Genomic DNA, 17523 nt, shown 5'->3' with positions numbered 1-17523 from the left:
TCACAATAGCTGTGCCTCGGGCAGGCTCAGTGTGCGCGGGATCAGCGAGGCATCCCAGTGGGCAATGCCCCAATTGAGCACTTCCCGTGGCGTGGCGTACGTCAGTTCGATTCCCGGGTTCTGTCCCAGCGCCCGTAGCGCCCGCAGCAGCAGGGGCGTTGCCTGATCCTCGGTCAACGGCGGCGAACGGTAGGATTTACCGAGTTTGTTGCCATCAGGCTGGGTAATCAGCGGGATATGCAGATAACGCGGTTGAGGTAGGCCGAGCAGTTCTTGCAGGTAGAGCTGGCGGGGCGTGGAGTCCAGCAAGTCGGCACCGCGAACGATATCGGTGATGCCCTGCCAAGCGTCGTCCAGGATCACCGCCAATTGATAAGCGTAGAGCCCGTCACGGCGGCGGATCACGAAATCGCCGACTTCCCGCCCCAGATGCTGTCGGTATTGGCCCTGCACCCGGTCAATGAAATGGTATTCCAGTTCGGGTACGCGCAGGCGGATGGCCGCATCGTCGGTGCCGTGGCCGGCATTGCGGCACAAGCCCGGATAAATTCCGTGATACGGCTCCAGCTGTTTGCGCGAGCAGGTGCAGGCGTAGGCCAGGCCTTGATTGAGCAGGCGATCGATCACCTCGGCGTAGGCATCGTGCCGCTCGCTTTGGCGAACCAGGCCGCCATCCCACTCAAAGCCATAGCTTTCCAGTGCCTTGAGTATGGCCGCCTGGGCGCCGGGTACTTCACGGGGCGGATCAAGGTCTTCCATACGCATCAGCCAGCGTCCGCCCACCGAGCGCGCGTCAAGGTAGGAGGCCAGCGCGGCGACCAGCGAGCCGAAGTGCAGATGGCCGCTGGGCGTCGGGGCGAAACGCCCGATGTAGGTGGGGGAGGTGGTGGCGGTCATCAGGGCAAGGCTACTTATTCCAGGCTGTCGTCAGATTCCTGCAGGAGCGAGCTTGCTCGCGATTGCCGTCAACGATAACGCTGGGAGCCTGGTACCCCGCGGCGTTCTCAGGTTCATCGCGAGCAAGCTCGCTCCTACAGTGATGGCGATTTTAATCGCAACGGGCATCAGCGAATTTTGGAAACAAAAACGGAGCGTTCGCACGCTCCGTTCTTCGTTCAAGTCGCAATTATTTGCCGACTTGCTTTTCCTTGATTTCCGCCAGGGTCTTGCAGTCGATGCACAGGTCGGCGGTAGGGCGCGCCTCGAGGCGCTTGACGCCAATCTCGATGCCGCAGGACTCACACCAGCCGTACTCTTCGTCTTCGATCAACTGAAGCGTCTTGTCGATCTTCTTGATCAACTTGCGTTCACGATCGCGGGCACGCAGTTCGAGGGCGAATTCCTCTTCCTGGCTGGCACGGTCTGCCGGATCAGGAAAGTTGGCCGCTTCGTCCTTCATGTGGTCCACGGTCTTGTCGACACCTTCCATCAGCTCTTTCTTCCACTGATTCAGGACCTTGGTGAAGTGCTTGCGCATGGGCTCGCCCATGTACTCTTCGCCGGTTTTCTGAACATAGGGCTCGAAGCCGCTGATCGTCTGGTTTTGCTGCTTTGCTTGGGTGGACATGAAATAGACCGCCTCTACTCTTGTAATCCATCTGCGCAGGATTGCTCCATCACCGACACCTGCCGGCCCTGCGGCTGCAAGCGGGCGAACTTACCAGATCAACTCGGGCCGCGCTACTCCCGGATGTCGAGCTCGCGGCACAGGGTGCTTGCAAATGATGACAAACCGTTGTCTGGTGGCTCTGGAACCCTGCTCAATTATTGATTTTAGTCAAACCTTGCGCGCGCGCCTGAGTCGTTTGTGATCGGCCTTACAAGGCCTCTGACCGCTTTAGGTTCTCGCTCGTTCCTGCGCTTGGGTAGAATCGGTTTTTTTCCGTTGAAGGAAGGCCAATGGCTCAGCCCTACAGTGCCCGCAGTCGCGCGATCGAACCTTTCCATGTCATGGCGCTGTTGGCGCGGGCCAATGAATTGCAGGCCGCCGGCCACGATGTGATCCACCTGGAAATCGGCGAGCCGGACTTCACCACCGCCGAACCGATCATCCGGGCCGGCCAGGCTGCGCTGACAGCGGGAAAGACCCGTTACACCGCCGCACGCGGCATTCCCGAGCTGCGCGAGGCCATTTCGGGCTTTTATCAGCAGCGTTATGGTTTGAACATCGATCCGCGGCGCATCCTCATCACGCCTGGCGGCTCCGGCGCGTTGCTGCTGGCCAGCGCTTTGCTGGTCGACCCCGGTAAACACTGGTTGCTGGCGGATCCGGGCTACCCGTGTAACCGGCATTTCCTGCGGCTGGTCGAAGGCGCGGCACAGCTGGTGCCGGTCGGTCCGGAGGTGCGCTATCAATTGACGCCCGGCCTGATCGAGCGTCATTGGGACCACGACAGCGTCGGCGCATTGGTGGCGTCGCCTGCCAATCCGACCGGCACGATCCTGACCCGCGACGAGCTGGCGAAGCTGTCTGTCTCGATCAAGGAGCGCCACGGTCATCTGGTGGTCGACGAGATTTATCACGGACTGACCTACGGCACCGATGCGGCCAGCGTGCTGGAAGTCGACGACAGTGCATTCGTTCTGAACAGCTTTTCGAAGTACTTCGGGATGACTGGTTGGCGGCTCGGATGGCTGGTGGCCCCCGACGCAGCCGTCGGTGAGCTGGAAAAGCTCGCCCAGAATCTCTACATCAGTGCTCCAAGCATGGCGCAGCACGCTGCGCTGGCCTGTTTCGAGCCGGCAACCATCAGCATTCTCGAAGAGCGTCGCGCCGAATTTGGCCGGCGTCGGGATTACCTGCTGCCGGCCTTGCGTGAACTGGGCTTCGGTATTGCCGTGGAGCCGGAAGGGGCTTTCTATTTGTACGCCGATATCAGCAAGTTCGGCGGCGATGCCTTCGCGTTCTGCAAACATTTTCTTGAAACCGAACATGTGGCATTTACTCCGGGGCTGGATTTCGGCCGTTATCAGGCCGGGCATCATGTGCGGTTCGCCTATACGCAAAATCTCGAGCGTTTGCAGGAGGCGGTCGAGCGCATTGCCCGTGGGTTGCGGAGCTGGCAAGGCTGATGCGTTTTAATCCTCCCCTCGAAGAAGGGCGCCTGATCCGACGTTACAAGCGATTTCTCGCCGATATCGAAACCGTTGGCGGCGAATTGCTCACCATTCACTGCCCGAACACTGGCTCGATGCTCAATTGTCAGGTCGAAGGCGGGCAGGTCTGGTTCAGTCGCTCCAACGACCCGAAACGCAAGTTGCCTGGCACCTGGGAGATTGGTGAAACCCCACAAGGGCGGCTGTTTTGCGTGAATACCGCCCGAGCCAATGGTTTGATCGAAGAGGCGCTGCGGGCGGGCGTCATCACCGAGCTGAACGGTTTTACCGGGCTCAAGCGTGAAGTGGCTTATGGTCAGGAAAACAGTCGTATCGATTTCCGCCTTGATTACCCCGAAGGGCCGGCCTACGTCGAAGTCAAAAGCGTGACCCTGGGCTTCGACGGTACGGCGGTGGCGGCGTTTCCCGATGCGGTCACCCAGCGTGGCGCCAAGCACTTGCGGGAGCTGGCCCACCTGGCCAGGGACGGTATTCGCGCGGTGCAGTTGTACTGTGTTTGCCTGACCGACATCGAGGCTGTGCGCCCGGCGCAGGAAATCGATGCCGCTTATGCGCAAGCCTTGCGTGAGGCGATTGCCTGTGGTGTCGAGGTGTTGGCTTACGGTGTGCGGTTGAGCCACGAAGAAATGCTGGTCGACCGACGTCTGGACGTGTTGCCTGGTAGCTAAAGGCTGATCCAGATCCCTTGTTCATCCTCGCGGCAGACCACGCTGGTCAAGGCTTGCCCTGCGCAAGGGCCGGCGACGCATTCACCGTCTTCGATCAGGAACAGTGCGCCATGGGTGGCGCACTGGATCAGGCTGTTGCTGGGGTCGAGAAACTGGTCGGGATGCCACTCCAGGGCAACGCCCCGGTGCGGGCAGCGATTGATGTAGACGTAAACCTGTCCGCTGCGGCGCACTGCAAAAAACTTTTGGTCATCGATGTCGAACCCGCGGCTGCTGTCATTGACCAACTCGGCGCCTGCGCAAAGCAACTTCATGTCTATCCTCGGTCCCGCAACTCGTGACCGGATATGTCCGAGCTGGGCGGTTAAATGCTGTCAAATGGCGGTCTTGCCCGCCGGGGACAAGTGCCTGTCGTCGAGGATACTTGGCCTGATCATCCGATGTCCGGGAAACCTTCAAAGAAAGCTGTTTATGCGCTTGACCACCCGCGTCAGCGTGATCTGCATGGAGCAACCATCGCCGCATCCTGCCAGTACTTTTCCACAGGCAAAAAAAGACCCGGCAAGAGCCGGGTCAAATAACCGTGATTAGCCTGATGAGGAGATAATCCGAGAGTCCGAACCAAGGGCTTTTCAGAATATCGACCAGTCTCGCGACCAGTTGTGATAATCATATCGATTCTCATTACCAAGTCAACCGCTGTTTTTCGATTTCCTTGCGATTTGCCGGATTTGTGTCTGCAGGCCCCGCAATCATTGGGTTCCAGGTTGCAAAACTTTAGAAATAGTTGTCGGATCAATTCTTGTTGCGTGTAGAGATGGCTTCCAGTTGTTTGTTCAGGGCTTCCTTGCGCTCGGCAGGAATATCATTCCAGTGAACGTCCATCAGGGCGCCTTCAATTGCGTACAACAACACCTTGGACGCCCGAAAACCGCGCGTGCGCACGGCTCGATAAGCATCCACCGCCCCGAGGCGACGCAAGTCCGAAGCGCTATGGATGCCCACGGCATGCAGCCATTGCGCTGACGTCTTGCCAAGATTCTTCAGGTGTTGCAGTTCATCATTCATCAAGCCTCCTTGCGATGGCCGAATGGAGAGCGTGGGCAATCTTCTGAGGAGTGTAGCCATCAGTAGGAAAAGCGTGATTGTTTGCTCGTTTACGACGCAAATGCTTCTAAGAAAGGAGCATTGGCAGTGCATGAACAAGTCTATGAGCGCAGTGGAGAGAGAGGCGGGGAAGAATCTGGAAACAAAGGGCGAACATCCCCACCGTCCAGCGCAACGAGAGGCGCCGGACGTGTCAGTCAGCGACGATGATCAGTGGGTGCGATAGCGCAATCGCGTGCCGAAGTTCATCGACATCAGGATTTCGTCGGCACTGAGTTCCACTGGAAAGTACGTACCGGAGATCTGCGCGTGGGCCAGGCTCGCGCCTTCCAGGTTCGCGTTGCGAAAATCGATGCCACGCAAGTCGGCGGAACGGAAGTAGGCGTCGCTGAAATCCACGCCGTCGGCATTCAGTTCGCGCAGGTCCAGCCCCCGGAAATCTCCACCCACCATGTCGATGGGGCCATCCTTGGGGCGTTCACTGTTGAAGCCTTTGATGTCGTCTTTGTGCAGCAGGGCATATAGCGGTGTGTCGAGAAGTTTTGGCTGGCTCATGTCGCATCACCTGATGTTTTTATGACGCCAGTATAGTGCCACTATTTGACGGTCGTGAAGCCAGCGAGGGCCTCACGACTGAAATAGTTCTTACAGCCCTGGCAGGCGCTGGCGAATTTGCTCCACAACGGTATCGAGCGTCCCGCTTTCATTGGTCTGGACGCGCTTGCTGCAGAGGATTTCCGCGGGTGTCAGCGCTTCACGGCTGTCTTGCTGGGCGGCGATAACAGCCAGGGTGGCGTCGGACGGGTCTTTCTTGTCTGCCTGGCGCATGGCCAGCCAGCTTTCGATTACAGCCTGTGGCGCATTGCAGTCGAGGATCAGGAAGGGTGCACCCGTGGCCTCGGCCACCTTCGCTGCACTGTCACGCTGATCACGCTTGAGGTAAGTGGCGTCGACCACCACCGGGAACCCCGCACGCAGAATGACGTCGGCGATTTCGTGGAGGCGGGCATAGGTCGCCGCGCTGGCGTCGGCGCTATAGATGCCGGCCTGCACGTCATTCTCGACGGTTTGCTCGCCGAACAGGCGCTTGCGCTCGACATCGGAACGCAGGCGAATCGCGCCCAGGGCTTCGACCAGGCGCATGGCGACATGGCTCTTGCCGACAGCGGAAACACCGTGGGTAATGGCCATGAAGCGTGAAGGAATGGTGCTGTAGCTTTCGGCCAGGTTGGCGTAGTTGCGGTACTGGCGCAAGGTCGTGGCGCGCTGCACCGCAGTGGCGTCGGCCGGCATGCTGAACAGGGCAACCTTGGCGCGAACCAGTGCGCGGTAGGCTTTATAGAAGTTCAGCAGTTCGAGACCGCGATAGTCGCCGGTCAGCTCCAGGTACTGGCTGATGAAGCGACGTGCCAGGCACTTCAGGCCGCGATCTTCCAGGTCCATCGCCAGGAAACCGGTGTCGGCATAAACGTCGGTAAAGCGAAACGGTTCGTTGAATTCGATGCAGTCGAAGATCACGACCTTGCCGTCGATCACGGTTGCATTGCCCAGATGGATATCACCGTGGCATTCACGAATGAAACCTTCGGCCTTGCGTTGGGCGAGCAGCGGTTTGAGGCGCTCGAAGCTGCTTTCGGCCCAGGCTTGCAGGGCGTCGAGTTGCAACAGGTCGGCTTTGTCGCTGAGGAACGGACGAATCTGTTCGAAGTTCTGCCGCACCGGCGCCATGACGCTGTCCGGGGTGCCGGCTTCGTGCCCGGCCGGCACTTTCGGCGCGCTGAGGTGGAAGCGGGCGATTTGCTCGGCCATCTCGTCGATGTGCGCGGTGGTCAGTTCGCCATTGGCTTGCAGGGTGCTGAGCAAGCCGTTTTGCGGGAACTGACGCATCTTCAGTACATATTCGATGGCCGGGCCTTCACCGCCCAGTTGCGGAGCCTCGGCGCTGCCGGTGACGGGCAGCACTTCGAGGTACAAATCGTCGGTCAGACGCTGGTTCAGGCGCAGTTCTTCAGCGCAAAAGTGTCCGCGAGCCTCAAGGCTGGTGAAGTCGAGAAAACCGAAATTGACCGGCTTCTTCACTTTATAGGCATAGGGGCCGGTAAGCAGTACCCAGGAAATATGGGTCTCGATGACCTGGAATCCCTCTACAGGATGCGGGTAGAGGGCAGGGTTTTGCAGGGCAGCGATCAGGGACTGGCTCACAGGCGATCCTTCAGAGTCTGGGAAATTCAAGGCCGTCATTATGGCCGCAAGTCCGCTTGACGCAAACCTCGGAGCGCTCCTGTTGAGGATGAATAAAGTGCGTATAATCCGCCGCCATGACTCGTACTCGAACTCCCCGTACCCCGAAAAAACCACCCTCCAGGGGCCTGCGCCCGTGGCTGGGCTGGGCCATTAAACTCAGTCTGGTCGCCCTTGTGGTGCTGGCCGGATTCGCCGTTTACCTTGATGCGATCGTCCAGGAGAAGTTTTCCGGCAAGCGCTGGACCATCCCGGCCAAGGTTTACGCGCGCCCGCTCGAGCTGTTCGTCGGACAGAAGCTGAGCCGGGATGATTTCCTGACCGAGCTCGATGCCTTGGGCTATCGCCGCGAAAGCGTGGCCAACGGTCCGGGGGCGGCGTCGGTCAACGGCAATACCGTTGATCTGAATACCCGTGGCTTCCAGTTCTATGAAGGCATGGAGCAGGCGCAACCGGTGCGGGTGCGTTTCTCCGGCGATTACGTGGCCGAGTTGGCGGGGGCAAAAGGCTCGAAGCTGTCGGTGGTGCGCCTGGAGCCGCTGCTGATCGGCGGCCTGTACCCGAAAAACCTCGAAGACCGGATTCTGATCAAGATCGATCAGGTGCCACCGTACCTGCTTGAAACGCTGGTGGCGGTCGAGGATCGCGATTTTTATCATCACTTTGGTGTTTCGCCGAAGTCGATCGCCCGTGCAATCTGGGTCAATGGTTCATCCGGGCGCATGCGTCAGGGCGGCAGTACCCTGACGCAGCAGTTGGTCAAGAACTTCTACCTGACCAACGAGCGCAGCCTGAGCCGCAAACTCACCGAAGCGATGATGGCGCTGCTGCTTGAACTGCACTACGACAAGCGCGAAATCCTTGAGGCTTACCTCAACGAAGTGTTTGTCGGGCAGGACGGTCAGCGTGCAGTGCACGGTTTCGGTCTGGCCAGCCAGTTCTTCTTCAGCCAGCCGCTGGCCGAGCTCAAGCTGCATCAGGTCGCGCTGCTGGTGGGCATGGTCAAGGGGCCTTCTTCCTATAACCCCCGTCGTAATCCGGAGCGTGCCCTCGAGCGGCGCAACCTGGTACTCGATGTGCTGCAAGAGCAGGGCGTCGCGACCGCCGAGCAGGTTGAGGCAGCGAAGAAAATGCCGCTGGGCGTGACCAAGCGCGGCAGTCTGGCGGACAGCTCGTTCCCCGGCTTCCTCGATCTGGTCAAGCGTCAGTTGCGCGAAGACTATCGCGACGAAGACTTGACCGAAGAAGGGCTGCGCATCTTCACCAGTTTCGACCCGATCCTGCAGATGAAGGCTGAGGCCTCGGTCAACGACACCTTCAAGCGTCTGGCAGGACGCAAGGGTTCCGATGACGTCGAAGCGGCAATGGTCGTGACCAACCCGGAGACCGGGGAAGTGCAGGCCATGATCGGCAGTCGCCAGGCCAGTTTTGCCGGGTTCAACCGGGCGCTGGATGCTGTACGGCCGATCGGCTCGCTGATCAAGCCGGCTGTTTATCTGACCGCACTGGAGAAACCGAGCCAGTACACATTGACCAGTTGGCTGTCGGACGAGTCCTTCTCGGTCAAAGGCGCGGATGGTCAGGTCTGGAAGCCGCAGAACTACGATCGTCGTTCTCACGGTACGGTGTTCCTCTATCAAGGCCTGGCGCATTCCTACAACCTGTCGACCGCGCGTCTTGGTTTGGCGGTCGGTGTGCCGAACGTATTGAAGACGGTGGCGCGCCTGGGTGTGACGCGTGAATTCCCGGCCTTCCCGTCGATGTTGCTCGGGGCCGGCGGCATGACGCCAATCGAAGTGGCGACCATGTACCAGACCTTGGCCAACGGCGGCTTCAATACGCCGATGCGCGGGATTCGTAGCGTGCTGACTGCCGAGGGCGAGCCACTCAAGCGTTATCCGTTCCAGATACAGCAGCGTTTTGATCCGGCCTCCATTTACCTGATCCAGAGCGCCATGCAGCGGGTGATGCGTGAGGGTACCGGCAGCTCGGTTTATAACGCGTTGCCAAGGACCCTGACCCTGGCGGGCAAGACCGGTACCAGTAACGATTCGCGAGACAGTTGGTTTGCCGGTTTCAGCCAGGACTTGCTGGCGGTGGTCTGGCTGGGTCGCGACGACAACGGCAAGACGCCATTCACCGGCGCAACCGGGGCCTTGCAGGTCTGGACCAGCTTTATGCGCAAGGCCGACCCGTTGCCGCTGGACATGCCGCAGCCGGATAATATCGTTCAGGCCTGGGTGGACTCGCGAACCGGGCAAGGTTCTGACGCCGGTTGCCCGGGTGCCGTCCAGATGCCGTATATTCGCGGCAGCGAACCGCCTCCCGGTGCCGCTTGCGGTGGTGAAAACCCTGCCGAGACGGTGATGGACTGGGTCAAGGGCTGGATGAATTAAGCAAAGAGGGTTTCAAGTGAACAAGTGGTTGATTCCAGCGGTTGCCGCCGTAGCTTTGCTCAGCGGTTGCTCTAGCGTACAACGTGGCTCGATTCCGGTTGTGGATTCCGGCACCGCCGTGTCCAACAGTGAGCGGATCTCGGCCAATGGCGGTTTCCGCCAGACGACCGTCAAGCGCCCTGCGCAGGGGCAGTCGCAGACCCAGGCGATTCCGCAAGGTGACAGCGGCGTAGTGGTGATGGTGCCAGGCGCGGCAACGACTTCGACGCCGATCAGCACCACGCCGATTACCCCGGGTCCGATCACGCCGGGGCCGATTGACACGTCGCCGGTCCAATCGGCGCCGATCAATCAGGGCAGCTACAGCATGCCGTCGTCGCCAAGCGGGATTCCATCGGCCAGTTCGGGCGGACTTTCTGCCGACGAGCAACTGGACGGCCCGGTATTGGCGTTGCTGACTACCGCTCAACAGCAACAGGCGAGCGGTGATCTCAATGGTGCCTCCTCCAGCCTCGAACGCGCCCAGCGCGTTGCTCCGCGTGAGCCGCAGGTGCTTTTCCGTCTGGCCCAGGTACGCATGGCTCAGGGCGATGCGGCCCAAGCCGAGCAGTTCGCTCGCCGTGGACTGACCTTTGCCAATGGCCGTCCAGCCCTTCAGGCCAACTTGTGGGAGCTGATTGCCCAGGCGCGTGAAAAGCAGGGTGACTCCCAGGGCGCGACATTGGCTCGACAGAAGGCCAAGGTAACGCTGTGATGGATGTGCGCTTTCTGAAAATCGCCGATCAACTGTTGTTGATCGAGCGCGAGTTGCGGGTGCAAGGGTGGTGGGATGAAGTCCCGCCCTCTGCCGAAGCGCTTTCCAGTGTCGAGCCGTTTTCGGTCGACACACTGGATTTCGAGCAATGGCTGCAATGGATCTTCCTGCCACGCATGAAGATGATCCTCGAGCAGGATTTGCCGCTACCCAATGCTTCGGGCATTCAGGAAATGGCTGAAATGGTCTTTGCCGGGCGCAATGTCCAGGGTAGGGATCGGCAGTTACAGGTGCTGCTCAAAGAATTCGATCAACTGATCACCGCGTCCCGCTGAGCCCGAAGCTGCCAGTGTCCGCTGGCAGTTGTTCACAATATCTCTCTATTTTGTCGGCCGTTTCAGGGTAAGTGCATTCGCGTGCCAATTTTTTGCCAAAAGTTGCGCAATCAAAGCTAACACGGGGTGGATTTACGGGTTTTTTCTTGCGTTCTCATGTGCTTAGTAGAATAAAGCACATAGACGACTTGACTTGCGAAGGCCGAAACAGAAGAATCCAAAGTCCGCTGTACAGGGACTGCCAGAAGCAGACCCTCTCAGCAGATCATGAGGCGCATATCCGCGTCGACCTGTTACACCCGCAACGCGTTACCTCGCGCTGGGTGGGAAAGCCCCGCAACACTTGGGACGATCCCAATACTTGCTCAGTCAGTGCTGACGTAGTCGGCGACCACCGTCGCTCATGCTCTGCCGAGAAGTAAACCTATTAAGACCCGTCCCATTTTTCGTGGGCGGTATTCTGGCGTTTTAGAGGTGAGCAACGTGGAGCTTTTATCTGGCGGTGAGATGCTCGTCCGCTTCTTGCGTGACGAAGGCGTCAAATATATCTACGGGTACCCGGGTGGTGCTCTTCTTCATGTCTACGATGCCCTGTTCAAAGAACCGGAAGTGACCCACATCCTGGTTCGTCACGAGCAAGCGGCTACCCATATGGCTGACGGCTACGCCCGTGCCACCGGTAAAGCCGGCGTGGTACTGGTGACTTCCGGTCCTGGCGCAACAAACGCCATCACCGGTATCGCCACCGCCTACATGGACTCCATTCCGATGGTGATCATTTCCGGCCAGGTGCCTAGCACCATGGTTGGCACCGATGCGTTCCAGGAAACCGACATGATCGGTATCTCCCGGCCGATCGTGAAGCACAGCTTCATGATCAAGCACGCGTCGGAAATCCCGGAAGTCATGAAGAAGGCGTTCTACCTGGCGCAATCCGGTCGTCCTGGCCCGGTCGTTGTCGATATCCCGAAAGACATGACCAACCCGGCCGAGAAGTTCGAATACGTCTTCCCGAAAAAAGCCAAGCTGCGTTCCTACAGCCCGGCTGTTCGCGGTCACTCCGGTCAAATCCGCAAGGCGGCAGAAATGCTCCTGGCGGCCAAGCGTCCTGTGTTGTACTCGGGCGGCGGCGTGATCCTGGGCGGTGGTTCCGCACCACTGACCGAACTGGCGAAGATGCTCAACCTGCCAGTGACCAATACCCTGATGGGCCTCGGTGGCTACCCTGGCACCGACCGTCAGTTCATCGGCATGCTCGGCATGCACGGCAGCTACACCGCCAACCTGGCGATGCACCATGCTGACGTGATCCTCGCTGTCGGCGCACGTTTCGACGACCGTGTCATCAACGGCGCGTCGAAGTTCTGCCCGAACGCCAAGATCATTCACATCGACATCGACCCGGCTTCGATCTCCAAGACCATCAAGGCCGACGTGCCTATCGTGGGGCCGGTTGAGAGTGTCCTGACCGAAATGGTCGCGATCCTCAAGGAAATCGGCGAGACCCCGAACAAGGAGTCCGTTGCCAGCTGGTGGAAGCAGGTTGACGAGTGGCGCGGTGATCGCGGCCTGTTCCCGTATGACAAGGGCGACGGCAGCAAGATCAAGCCTCAGACCGTGATCGAAACCCTGTGCGAAGTGACCAATGGCGATGCCTTTGTGACCTCCGACGTGGGTCAGCACCAGATGTTTGCTGCGCAGTACTACAAGTTCAACAAGCCGAACCGCTGGATCAACTCCGGTGGCCTGGGCACCATGGGCTTCGGTTTCCCGGCGGCCATGGGCATTCAGTTGAGCTATCCGGATGCCGACGTCGCCTGTGTGACGGGCGAAGGCAGTATCCAGATGAACATCCAGGAGCTGTCCACCTGTCTGCAATACGGTTTGCCGGTAAAAATCGTCATTCTGAACAACGGCGTTCTGGGTATGGTTCGTCAGTGGCAGGACATGAGCTATGGCAGCCGTCACTCGCACTCCTACATGGAGTCGTTGCCTGACTTCGTCAAGCTGGCTGAAGCCTATGGTCACGTTGGCGTGCGCATCACTGAATCGAAAGATTTGAAGTCGAAGATGGAAGAAGCGTTCGCCATGAAAGATCGCCTGGTGGTGATCGATATTTCGGTCGATACCAGCGAGCACGTCTACCCGATGCAGATCAAAGACGGCTCCATGCGCGATATGTGGCTGAGCAAGACGGAGCGTACCTAATCATGCGGCACATTATTTCCTTGCTTCTGGAAAACGAACCCGGTGCTCTGTCTCGTGTGGTTGGCCTGTTCTCGCAGCGCAACTACAACATCGAAAGCCTGACTGTGGCACCAACCGAAGACCCGACCCTGTCGCGTCTGACGCTGACCACGGTCGGTCACGATGAAATCATCGAGCAGATCACCAAGAACCTGAACAAGCTGATCGAAGTGGTAAAACTGGTCGACCTGTCGGAGAGTGCTCACATCGAGCGCGAACTGATGCTGGTCAAGGTCAAGGCCACCGGCGCCCAGCGTGCCGAGATCAAGCGCACTACCGATATTTACCGTGGACAGATCGTCGATGTCAGCGCCAGCGTGTATACCGTTCAACTGACCGGTACCAGCGACAAGCTCGACAGCTTCATTCAGTCCATTGGCACCGCCTCGATTCTGGAGACCGTCCGTAGTGGCGTGACCGGCATTGCCCGCGGCGACAAAGTACTCAGCATCTAAACCAAATTAGCGAACGGCCTGAACGGCCTGATATAGGGGAAATTCATGAAAGTTTTCTACGATAAAGACTGCGACCTGTCGATCATCCAGGGCAAGAAAGTTGCCATCATCGGTTACGGTTCCCAGGGCCACGCTCAAGCGTGCAACCTGAAAGACTCCGGCGTTGACGTGACTGTCGGCCTGCGTAAAGGTTCGGCTACCGTTGCCAAGGCTGAAGCCCACGGCCTGAAAGTGACCGACGTTGCTTCTGCTGTTGCAGCTGCCGACCTGGTCATGATCCTGACCCCGGACGAATTCCAGTCCTCCCTGTACAAGAACGAAATCGAGCCGAACATCAAGAAAGGCGCCACCCTGGCCTTCTCCCACGGCTTCGCGATCCACTACAACCAGGTTGTGCCGCGCGCTGACCTCGACGTGATCATGATCGCGCCGAAGGCTCCAGGCCACACCGTACGTTCCGAGTTCGTGAAGGGTGGCGGTATCCCTGACCTGATCGCTATCTACCAGGACGCCTCGGGCAACGCCAAGAACGTCGCCCTGTCCTACGCTGCCGGCGTTGGCGGCGGTCGTACCGGCATCATCGAAACCACCTTCAAGGACGAGACTGAAACCGACCTGTTCGGCGAACAAGCCGTTCTGTGCGGCGGTACCGTTGAGCTGGTCAAGGCCGGTTTCGAAACCCTGGTTGAAGCTGGCTACGCGCCGGAAATGGCCTACTTCGAGTGCCTGCACGAACTGAAGCTGATCGTTGACCTCATGTACGAAGGCGGTATCGCCAACATGAACTACTCGATCTCCAACAACGCCGAATACGGCGAGTACGTGACCGGCCCTGAAGTCATCAACGCCGAATCCCGTCAGGCCATGCGCAACGCCCTGAAACGTATTCAGGACGGCGAATACGCCAAGATGTTCATCAGCGAAGGCGCTACCGGCTATCCTTCGATGACCGCCAAGCGTCGTAACAACGCCGCTCACGGTATCGAAATCATCGGTGAGCAACTGCGCTCCATGATGCCGTGGATCGGTGCCAACAAGATCGTCGACAAAGCTAAAAACTAAGTCACGCGCTTGTACGAAAAACGCGGCTTAGGCCGCGTTTTTTCGTTTGGGGGGCCGGTTCTGGTATAAAGCTGCATCGTTTGCGGCCGAACCGTCGTCCCAGACACCTGTCCAAACTTTCCACCCGTTGCAAGGTAATGTCCATGAGCGAACGCCCCGAAGAGCCAAACCAGGCTTCTGACGCCGAAAGCCTGCTGCCCATCGATGAACATGTCGAGGAAGGGCATGACGCCGAAGGTCGTAAAGTCCGGCATCGTGGTATCTATCTTCTGCCGAATCTGTTCACCACTGCGAATCTGTTCGCAGGGTTCTATTCCATCATCAACTCAATGAGCGCCCAGGCGGCCTTGAGTGCCGGTGACTCGGCCAATGCGAGCAAGTATTTCGCGTTCGCGGCCATCGCGATCTTCGTCGCAATGGTGCTCGATGGTCTTGATGGGCGCGTGGCCCGCATGACCAATACCCAGAGCGCCTTCGGTGCCGAGTACGACTCGCTGTCGGACATGGTTGCCTTTGGTGTTGCCCCGGCATTGCTGGCCTTCGGTTGGGCCTTGGGTGACATGGGCAAGGTTGGCTGGATGGTCGCCTTCATCTATGTGGCGGGCGCGGCCTTGCGCCTTGCGCGCTTCAACACTCAGGTCGGTACGGCGGACAAGCGCTACTTCATCGGTCTGGCCAGTCCTGCCGCTGCGGGTGTGGTTGCAGGTATCGTCTGGGCGTTCAGTGACTACGGCATTCAGGGTTCCAAGATGTCCTTCCTGGTTGCGCTGATGGTTGCGGCGGCCGGCATGCTGATGGTCAGCAACATCAAGTACAACAGCTTCAAGGAGCTGGACCTGAAGGGGCGAGTGCCTTTCGTGGCGATTCTCGCCGTGGTGCTGGTGTTCGCAGTGGTGTTCAGTGACCCTCCGCGCATCCTGCTGCTGGTGTTTCTCGCCTATGCAGCCTCCGGCCCGGTTCAATATCTGTTACGTCTTCGCCGTAACAAGAGCGCGTAATTTCCCTCATACTCCGCAGTCTATGGGTGCATCTGTCCTCCAAAGCTGCGGAGTAACCATGCTGATCAAAGTCCCCAGAACGTCCGACTGCCACGAGTCGGACGTTACGCCTGAATCCCTCTATCTTTCTCGACGCAAAGTGCTCGGCGCCACGGTTGCGGGCTTCGCTCTGGGCAGCCTGCCGCAATGGGCCAGCGCTGGCGATGCTGTGCGTTATCCGGATGTAGAGCCCGGCAAGGCGCCTTCCTGGTTCAGCGAAAAACTTCCGGCTACCCAGTGGGGAGCGATCAGCGTCAAGGATGAGGCGATCACGCCGTTCAAGGATGCGACCCACTACAACAACTTCTACGAGTTCGGCACAGACAAAGGTGATCCGGCCGCCAATGCCGGCACGCTGAAGACGGAACCGTGGTCGGTAGTGGTGGACGGGGAGGTGGGCAAGCCTGGGCGGTATGCGCTGGAGGACCTCATGAAGCCGTATCGGTTGGAGGAGCGAATCTACCGGCTACGTTGCGTGGAAGCCTGGTCGATGGTCATTCCCTGGATCGGTTTTCCGCTCTCGGCCTTGCTCAAAGAAGTCGAGCCGACCTCGAAAGCCAGATTCATCCGCTTCGAAACCTTGCAGGATCCCCAAAGCATGCCGGGTCAGCGCTCCGGTTTTGCCTTGATCGACTGGCCCTATGTGGAAGGGTTGCGACTGGATGAGGCCATGAATCCGTTGGCGATTCTCGCAGTGGGGATGTACGGGCGTGAATTGCCTAATCAAAACGGCGCGCCGTTGCGTTTGGTGGTGCCTTGGAAATATGGCTTCAAGAGCATCAAGTCAATCGTGCGCATCAGTCTGGTCAGCGAGCAGCCGAAAACCACTTGGCAGAGTATTGCTGCGGATGAATATGGCTTTTATGCGAACGTGAATCCCACCGTTGATCATCCTCGTTGGACTCAGGCGCGTGAACGCCGCCTGCCCAGTGGCTTGTTCAAGCCCAATGTGCGCGACACGCAAATGTTCAACGGCTATTCAGAGGAAGTCTCCTCTCTATATACGGGGCTCGACCTGAGGAAGAATTACTGATGCGCTATCCGTTTTGGCGTATCGGTGTCTTTGTCGTGGTGCTGGTGTGGCCGCTGCTGTGGCTGTACCAGGCCTGGGAGGATGTCCTCGGGCCGGATCCGGGCAAGGTGCTGGTCGATCGATTGGGTTTGGGGGCGCTTGTTCTGCTGCTTGTAACCTTGAGCATGGCGCCTTTGCAGAGACTCACCGGTTGGGCGGGGTGGAATGCCGTGCGGCGACAGTTGGGATTGTGGTGCTTTGCCTATGTGCTGCTCCACCTCGGTAGCTACTGCGCATTCATTCTTGGTTTTGACTGGTCGCAGCTGGGTGTCGAGTTGCGCAAGCGGCCTTACATTATTGTCGGGGCGTTGGGTTTTCTTGGTTTGCTGGCATTGGCGGTGACTTCCAATCGATACAGTCAGCGACGATTGGGTGCCCGCTGGAAGAAGTTGCATCGCCTGGCTTATGTCATTCTCGGGCTTGGATTACTGCATATGCTCTGGATTGTGCGCGCCGACCTGAAAGAGTGGGTGATCTATGCATCTATAGGTGCGTTGCTGTTAATGCTGCGGCTACCGCCTGTGGCTCGTCGAATCCCGCGTCTAATGGCTAAAAAGGCCTCTTCTGCCAAAAAGGCGTAAATAGTGGTTGACGGCAGATTTCAGGTGTCTATAATTCGCCCCACTTCCGGCGCAGTCGAAACGGAAAACTCCTTGGTAAACAAAGAGTTACGCAGTTTTCGGCAGCGGGTTGCTTCAGTTCATCGAAGCACAAAGGGAGTTGAAAAAGAGGTGTTGACAGCAGCGTGTAACGCTGTAGAATTCGCCTCCCGCTGACGAGAGATCTGAAGCGCAAGTGGTTGAAGTTACAAAGGAAACTTTGAAAGCTTCTGAAAATAATCACTTGACAGCAAATGAGGCTGCTGTAGAATGCGCGCCTCGGTTGAGACGAAAGATCTTAACCAACCGCTCTTTAACAACTGAATCAAGCAATTCGTGTGGGTGCTTGTGGGGTCAGACTGCTAGTCAACAGATTATCAGCATCACAAGTTACTCCGCGAGAAATCAAAGATGTAACCAACGATTGCTGAGC

At 58.5% G+C, this 17523-nt stretch carries 17 protein-coding genes; 11 read left to right on the top strand and 6 right to left on the bottom strand.

All coding sequences use genetic code 11. The features are described 5' to 3' along the window. Together gluQRS and dksA are read right to left on the bottom strand one after the other, a co-directional pair. Positions 1-897: a tRNA glutamyl-Q(34) synthetase GluQRS gene (gene gluQRS / locus PSJE_RS28525; protein WP_090451436.1), complete on the bottom strand. Its 897-nt coding sequence runs from the start codon at positions 895-897 to the stop codon at positions 1-3. A gap of 229 nt (positions 898-1126) precedes the next feature. Next, entirely contained in the window at positions 1127-1567 is a 441-nt protein-coding gene (gene dksA / locus PSJE_RS28520) for an RNA polymerase-binding protein DksA (protein WP_008053890.1), read from the bottom strand. 332 nt (positions 1568-1899) lie between these two features. On the opposite strand from dksA, the gene PSJE_RS28515 reads away from it, so the two are divergent. Further along, on the top strand, positions 1900-3072 hold the full coding sequence (locus PSJE_RS28515) for a pyridoxal phosphate-dependent aminotransferase (RefSeq protein WP_090451434.1): 1173 nt from the start codon (positions 1900-1902) through the stop codon (positions 3070-3072). Further along, entirely contained in the window at positions 3072-3785 is a 714-nt protein-coding gene (gene sfsA / locus PSJE_RS28510; protein ID WP_090451432.1) for a DNA/RNA nuclease SfsA, read from the top strand. The genes PSJE_RS28515 and sfsA overlap by 1 nt, the downstream gene beginning before the upstream one ends. Here sfsA and PSJE_RS28505 read toward each other — a convergent pair. The 4 genes from PSJE_RS28505 to PSJE_RS28485 all read right to left on the bottom strand — a co-directional run bounded on the left by PSJE_RS28505 (position 3782) and on the right by PSJE_RS28485 (position 7094). Continuing rightward, entirely contained in the window at positions 3782-4099 is a 318-nt protein-coding gene (locus PSJE_RS28505) for a Rieske (2Fe-2S) protein (protein WP_090451430.1), read from the bottom strand. The genes sfsA and PSJE_RS28505 overlap by 4 nt on opposite strands. A gap of 481 nt (positions 4100-4580) precedes the next feature. Next, on the bottom strand, positions 4581-4853 hold the full coding sequence (locus PSJE_RS28500) for a TfoX/Sxy family protein (protein WP_057713281.1): 273 nt from the start codon (positions 4851-4853) through the stop codon (positions 4581-4583). A 249-nt stretch (positions 4854-5102) separates the two neighbouring features. Then, positions 5103-5447: a pentapeptide repeat-containing protein gene (locus PSJE_RS28490; RefSeq protein ID WP_090451426.1), complete on the bottom strand. Its 345-nt coding sequence runs from the start codon at positions 5445-5447 to the stop codon at positions 5103-5105. Positions 5448-5537: 90 nt separating this feature from the next. Beyond that, a complete protein-coding gene (locus tag PSJE_RS28485; protein WP_057713282.1) occupies positions 5538-7094 on the bottom strand; it encodes a bifunctional aminoglycoside phosphotransferase/ATP-binding protein in 1557 nt (518 codons plus the stop codon). A gap of 116 nt (positions 7095-7210) precedes the next feature. On the opposite strand from PSJE_RS28485, the gene mrcB reads away from it, so the two are divergent. From mrcB to msrQ, 9 genes are all read left to right on the top strand, one after another. Further along, entirely contained in the window at positions 7211-9529 is a 2319-nt protein-coding gene (gene mrcB / locus PSJE_RS28480; RefSeq protein WP_090451424.1) for a penicillin-binding protein 1B, read from the top strand. Between the two features lie 16 nt (positions 9530-9545). Next, entirely contained in the window at positions 9546-10283 is a 738-nt protein-coding gene (locus tag PSJE_RS28475; RefSeq protein WP_090451423.1) for a tetratricopeptide repeat protein, read from the top strand. Beyond that, the gene (locus tag PSJE_RS28470; RefSeq protein ID WP_090451421.1) at positions 10283-10618 is read left to right on the top strand and encodes a YqcC family protein; all 336 of its coding nucleotides are present in this window, start codon (positions 10283-10285) and stop codon (positions 10616-10618) included. The genes PSJE_RS28475 and PSJE_RS28470 overlap by 1 nt, the downstream gene beginning before the upstream one ends. A gap of 483 nt (positions 10619-11101) precedes the next feature. After that, entirely contained in the window at positions 11102-12826 is a 1725-nt protein-coding gene (locus PSJE_RS28465) for an acetolactate synthase 3 large subunit (RefSeq protein ID WP_057716561.1), read from the top strand. 2 nt (positions 12827-12828) lie between these two features. Further along, a complete protein-coding gene (gene ilvN / locus PSJE_RS28460) occupies positions 12829-13320 on the top strand; it encodes an acetolactate synthase small subunit (RefSeq protein WP_003205610.1) in 492 nt (163 codons plus the stop codon). A 45-nt stretch (positions 13321-13365) separates the two neighbouring features. Next, complete coding sequence (gene ilvC / locus PSJE_RS28455) at positions 13366-14382, top strand: ketol-acid reductoisomerase (RefSeq protein ID WP_003228216.1); 1017 nt, start codon at positions 13366-13368, stop codon at positions 14380-14382. A gap of 143 nt (positions 14383-14525) precedes the next feature. Further along, a complete protein-coding gene (gene pssA, locus PSJE_RS28450) occupies positions 14526-15380 on the top strand; it encodes a CDP-diacylglycerol--serine O-phosphatidyltransferase (protein WP_007971084.1) in 855 nt (284 codons plus the stop codon). Positions 15381-15438: 58 nt separating this feature from the next. Next, the gene (msrP, locus tag PSJE_RS28445) at positions 15439-16452 is read left to right on the top strand and encodes a protein-methionine-sulfoxide reductase catalytic subunit MsrP (protein ID WP_090451419.1); all 1014 of its coding nucleotides are present in this window, start codon (positions 15439-15441) and stop codon (positions 16450-16452) included. Then, positions 16452-17072: a protein-methionine-sulfoxide reductase heme-binding subunit MsrQ gene (gene msrQ / locus PSJE_RS28440; RefSeq protein WP_090451417.1), complete on the top strand. Its 621-nt coding sequence runs from the start codon at positions 16452-16454 to the stop codon at positions 17070-17072. The genes msrP and msrQ overlap by 1 nt, the downstream gene beginning before the upstream one ends. Positions 17073-17523: the final 451 nt, after the last annotated feature.

It is taken from the genome of Pseudomonas jessenii, from assembly GCF_002236115.1.
GTDB lineage: Bacteria > Pseudomonadota > Gammaproteobacteria > Pseudomonadales > Pseudomonadaceae > Aquipseudomonas > Aquipseudomonas jessenii.
Note: the sequence above shows the minus strand (reverse complement) of the source record. Positions and strands in the feature narration are given on the sequence as shown.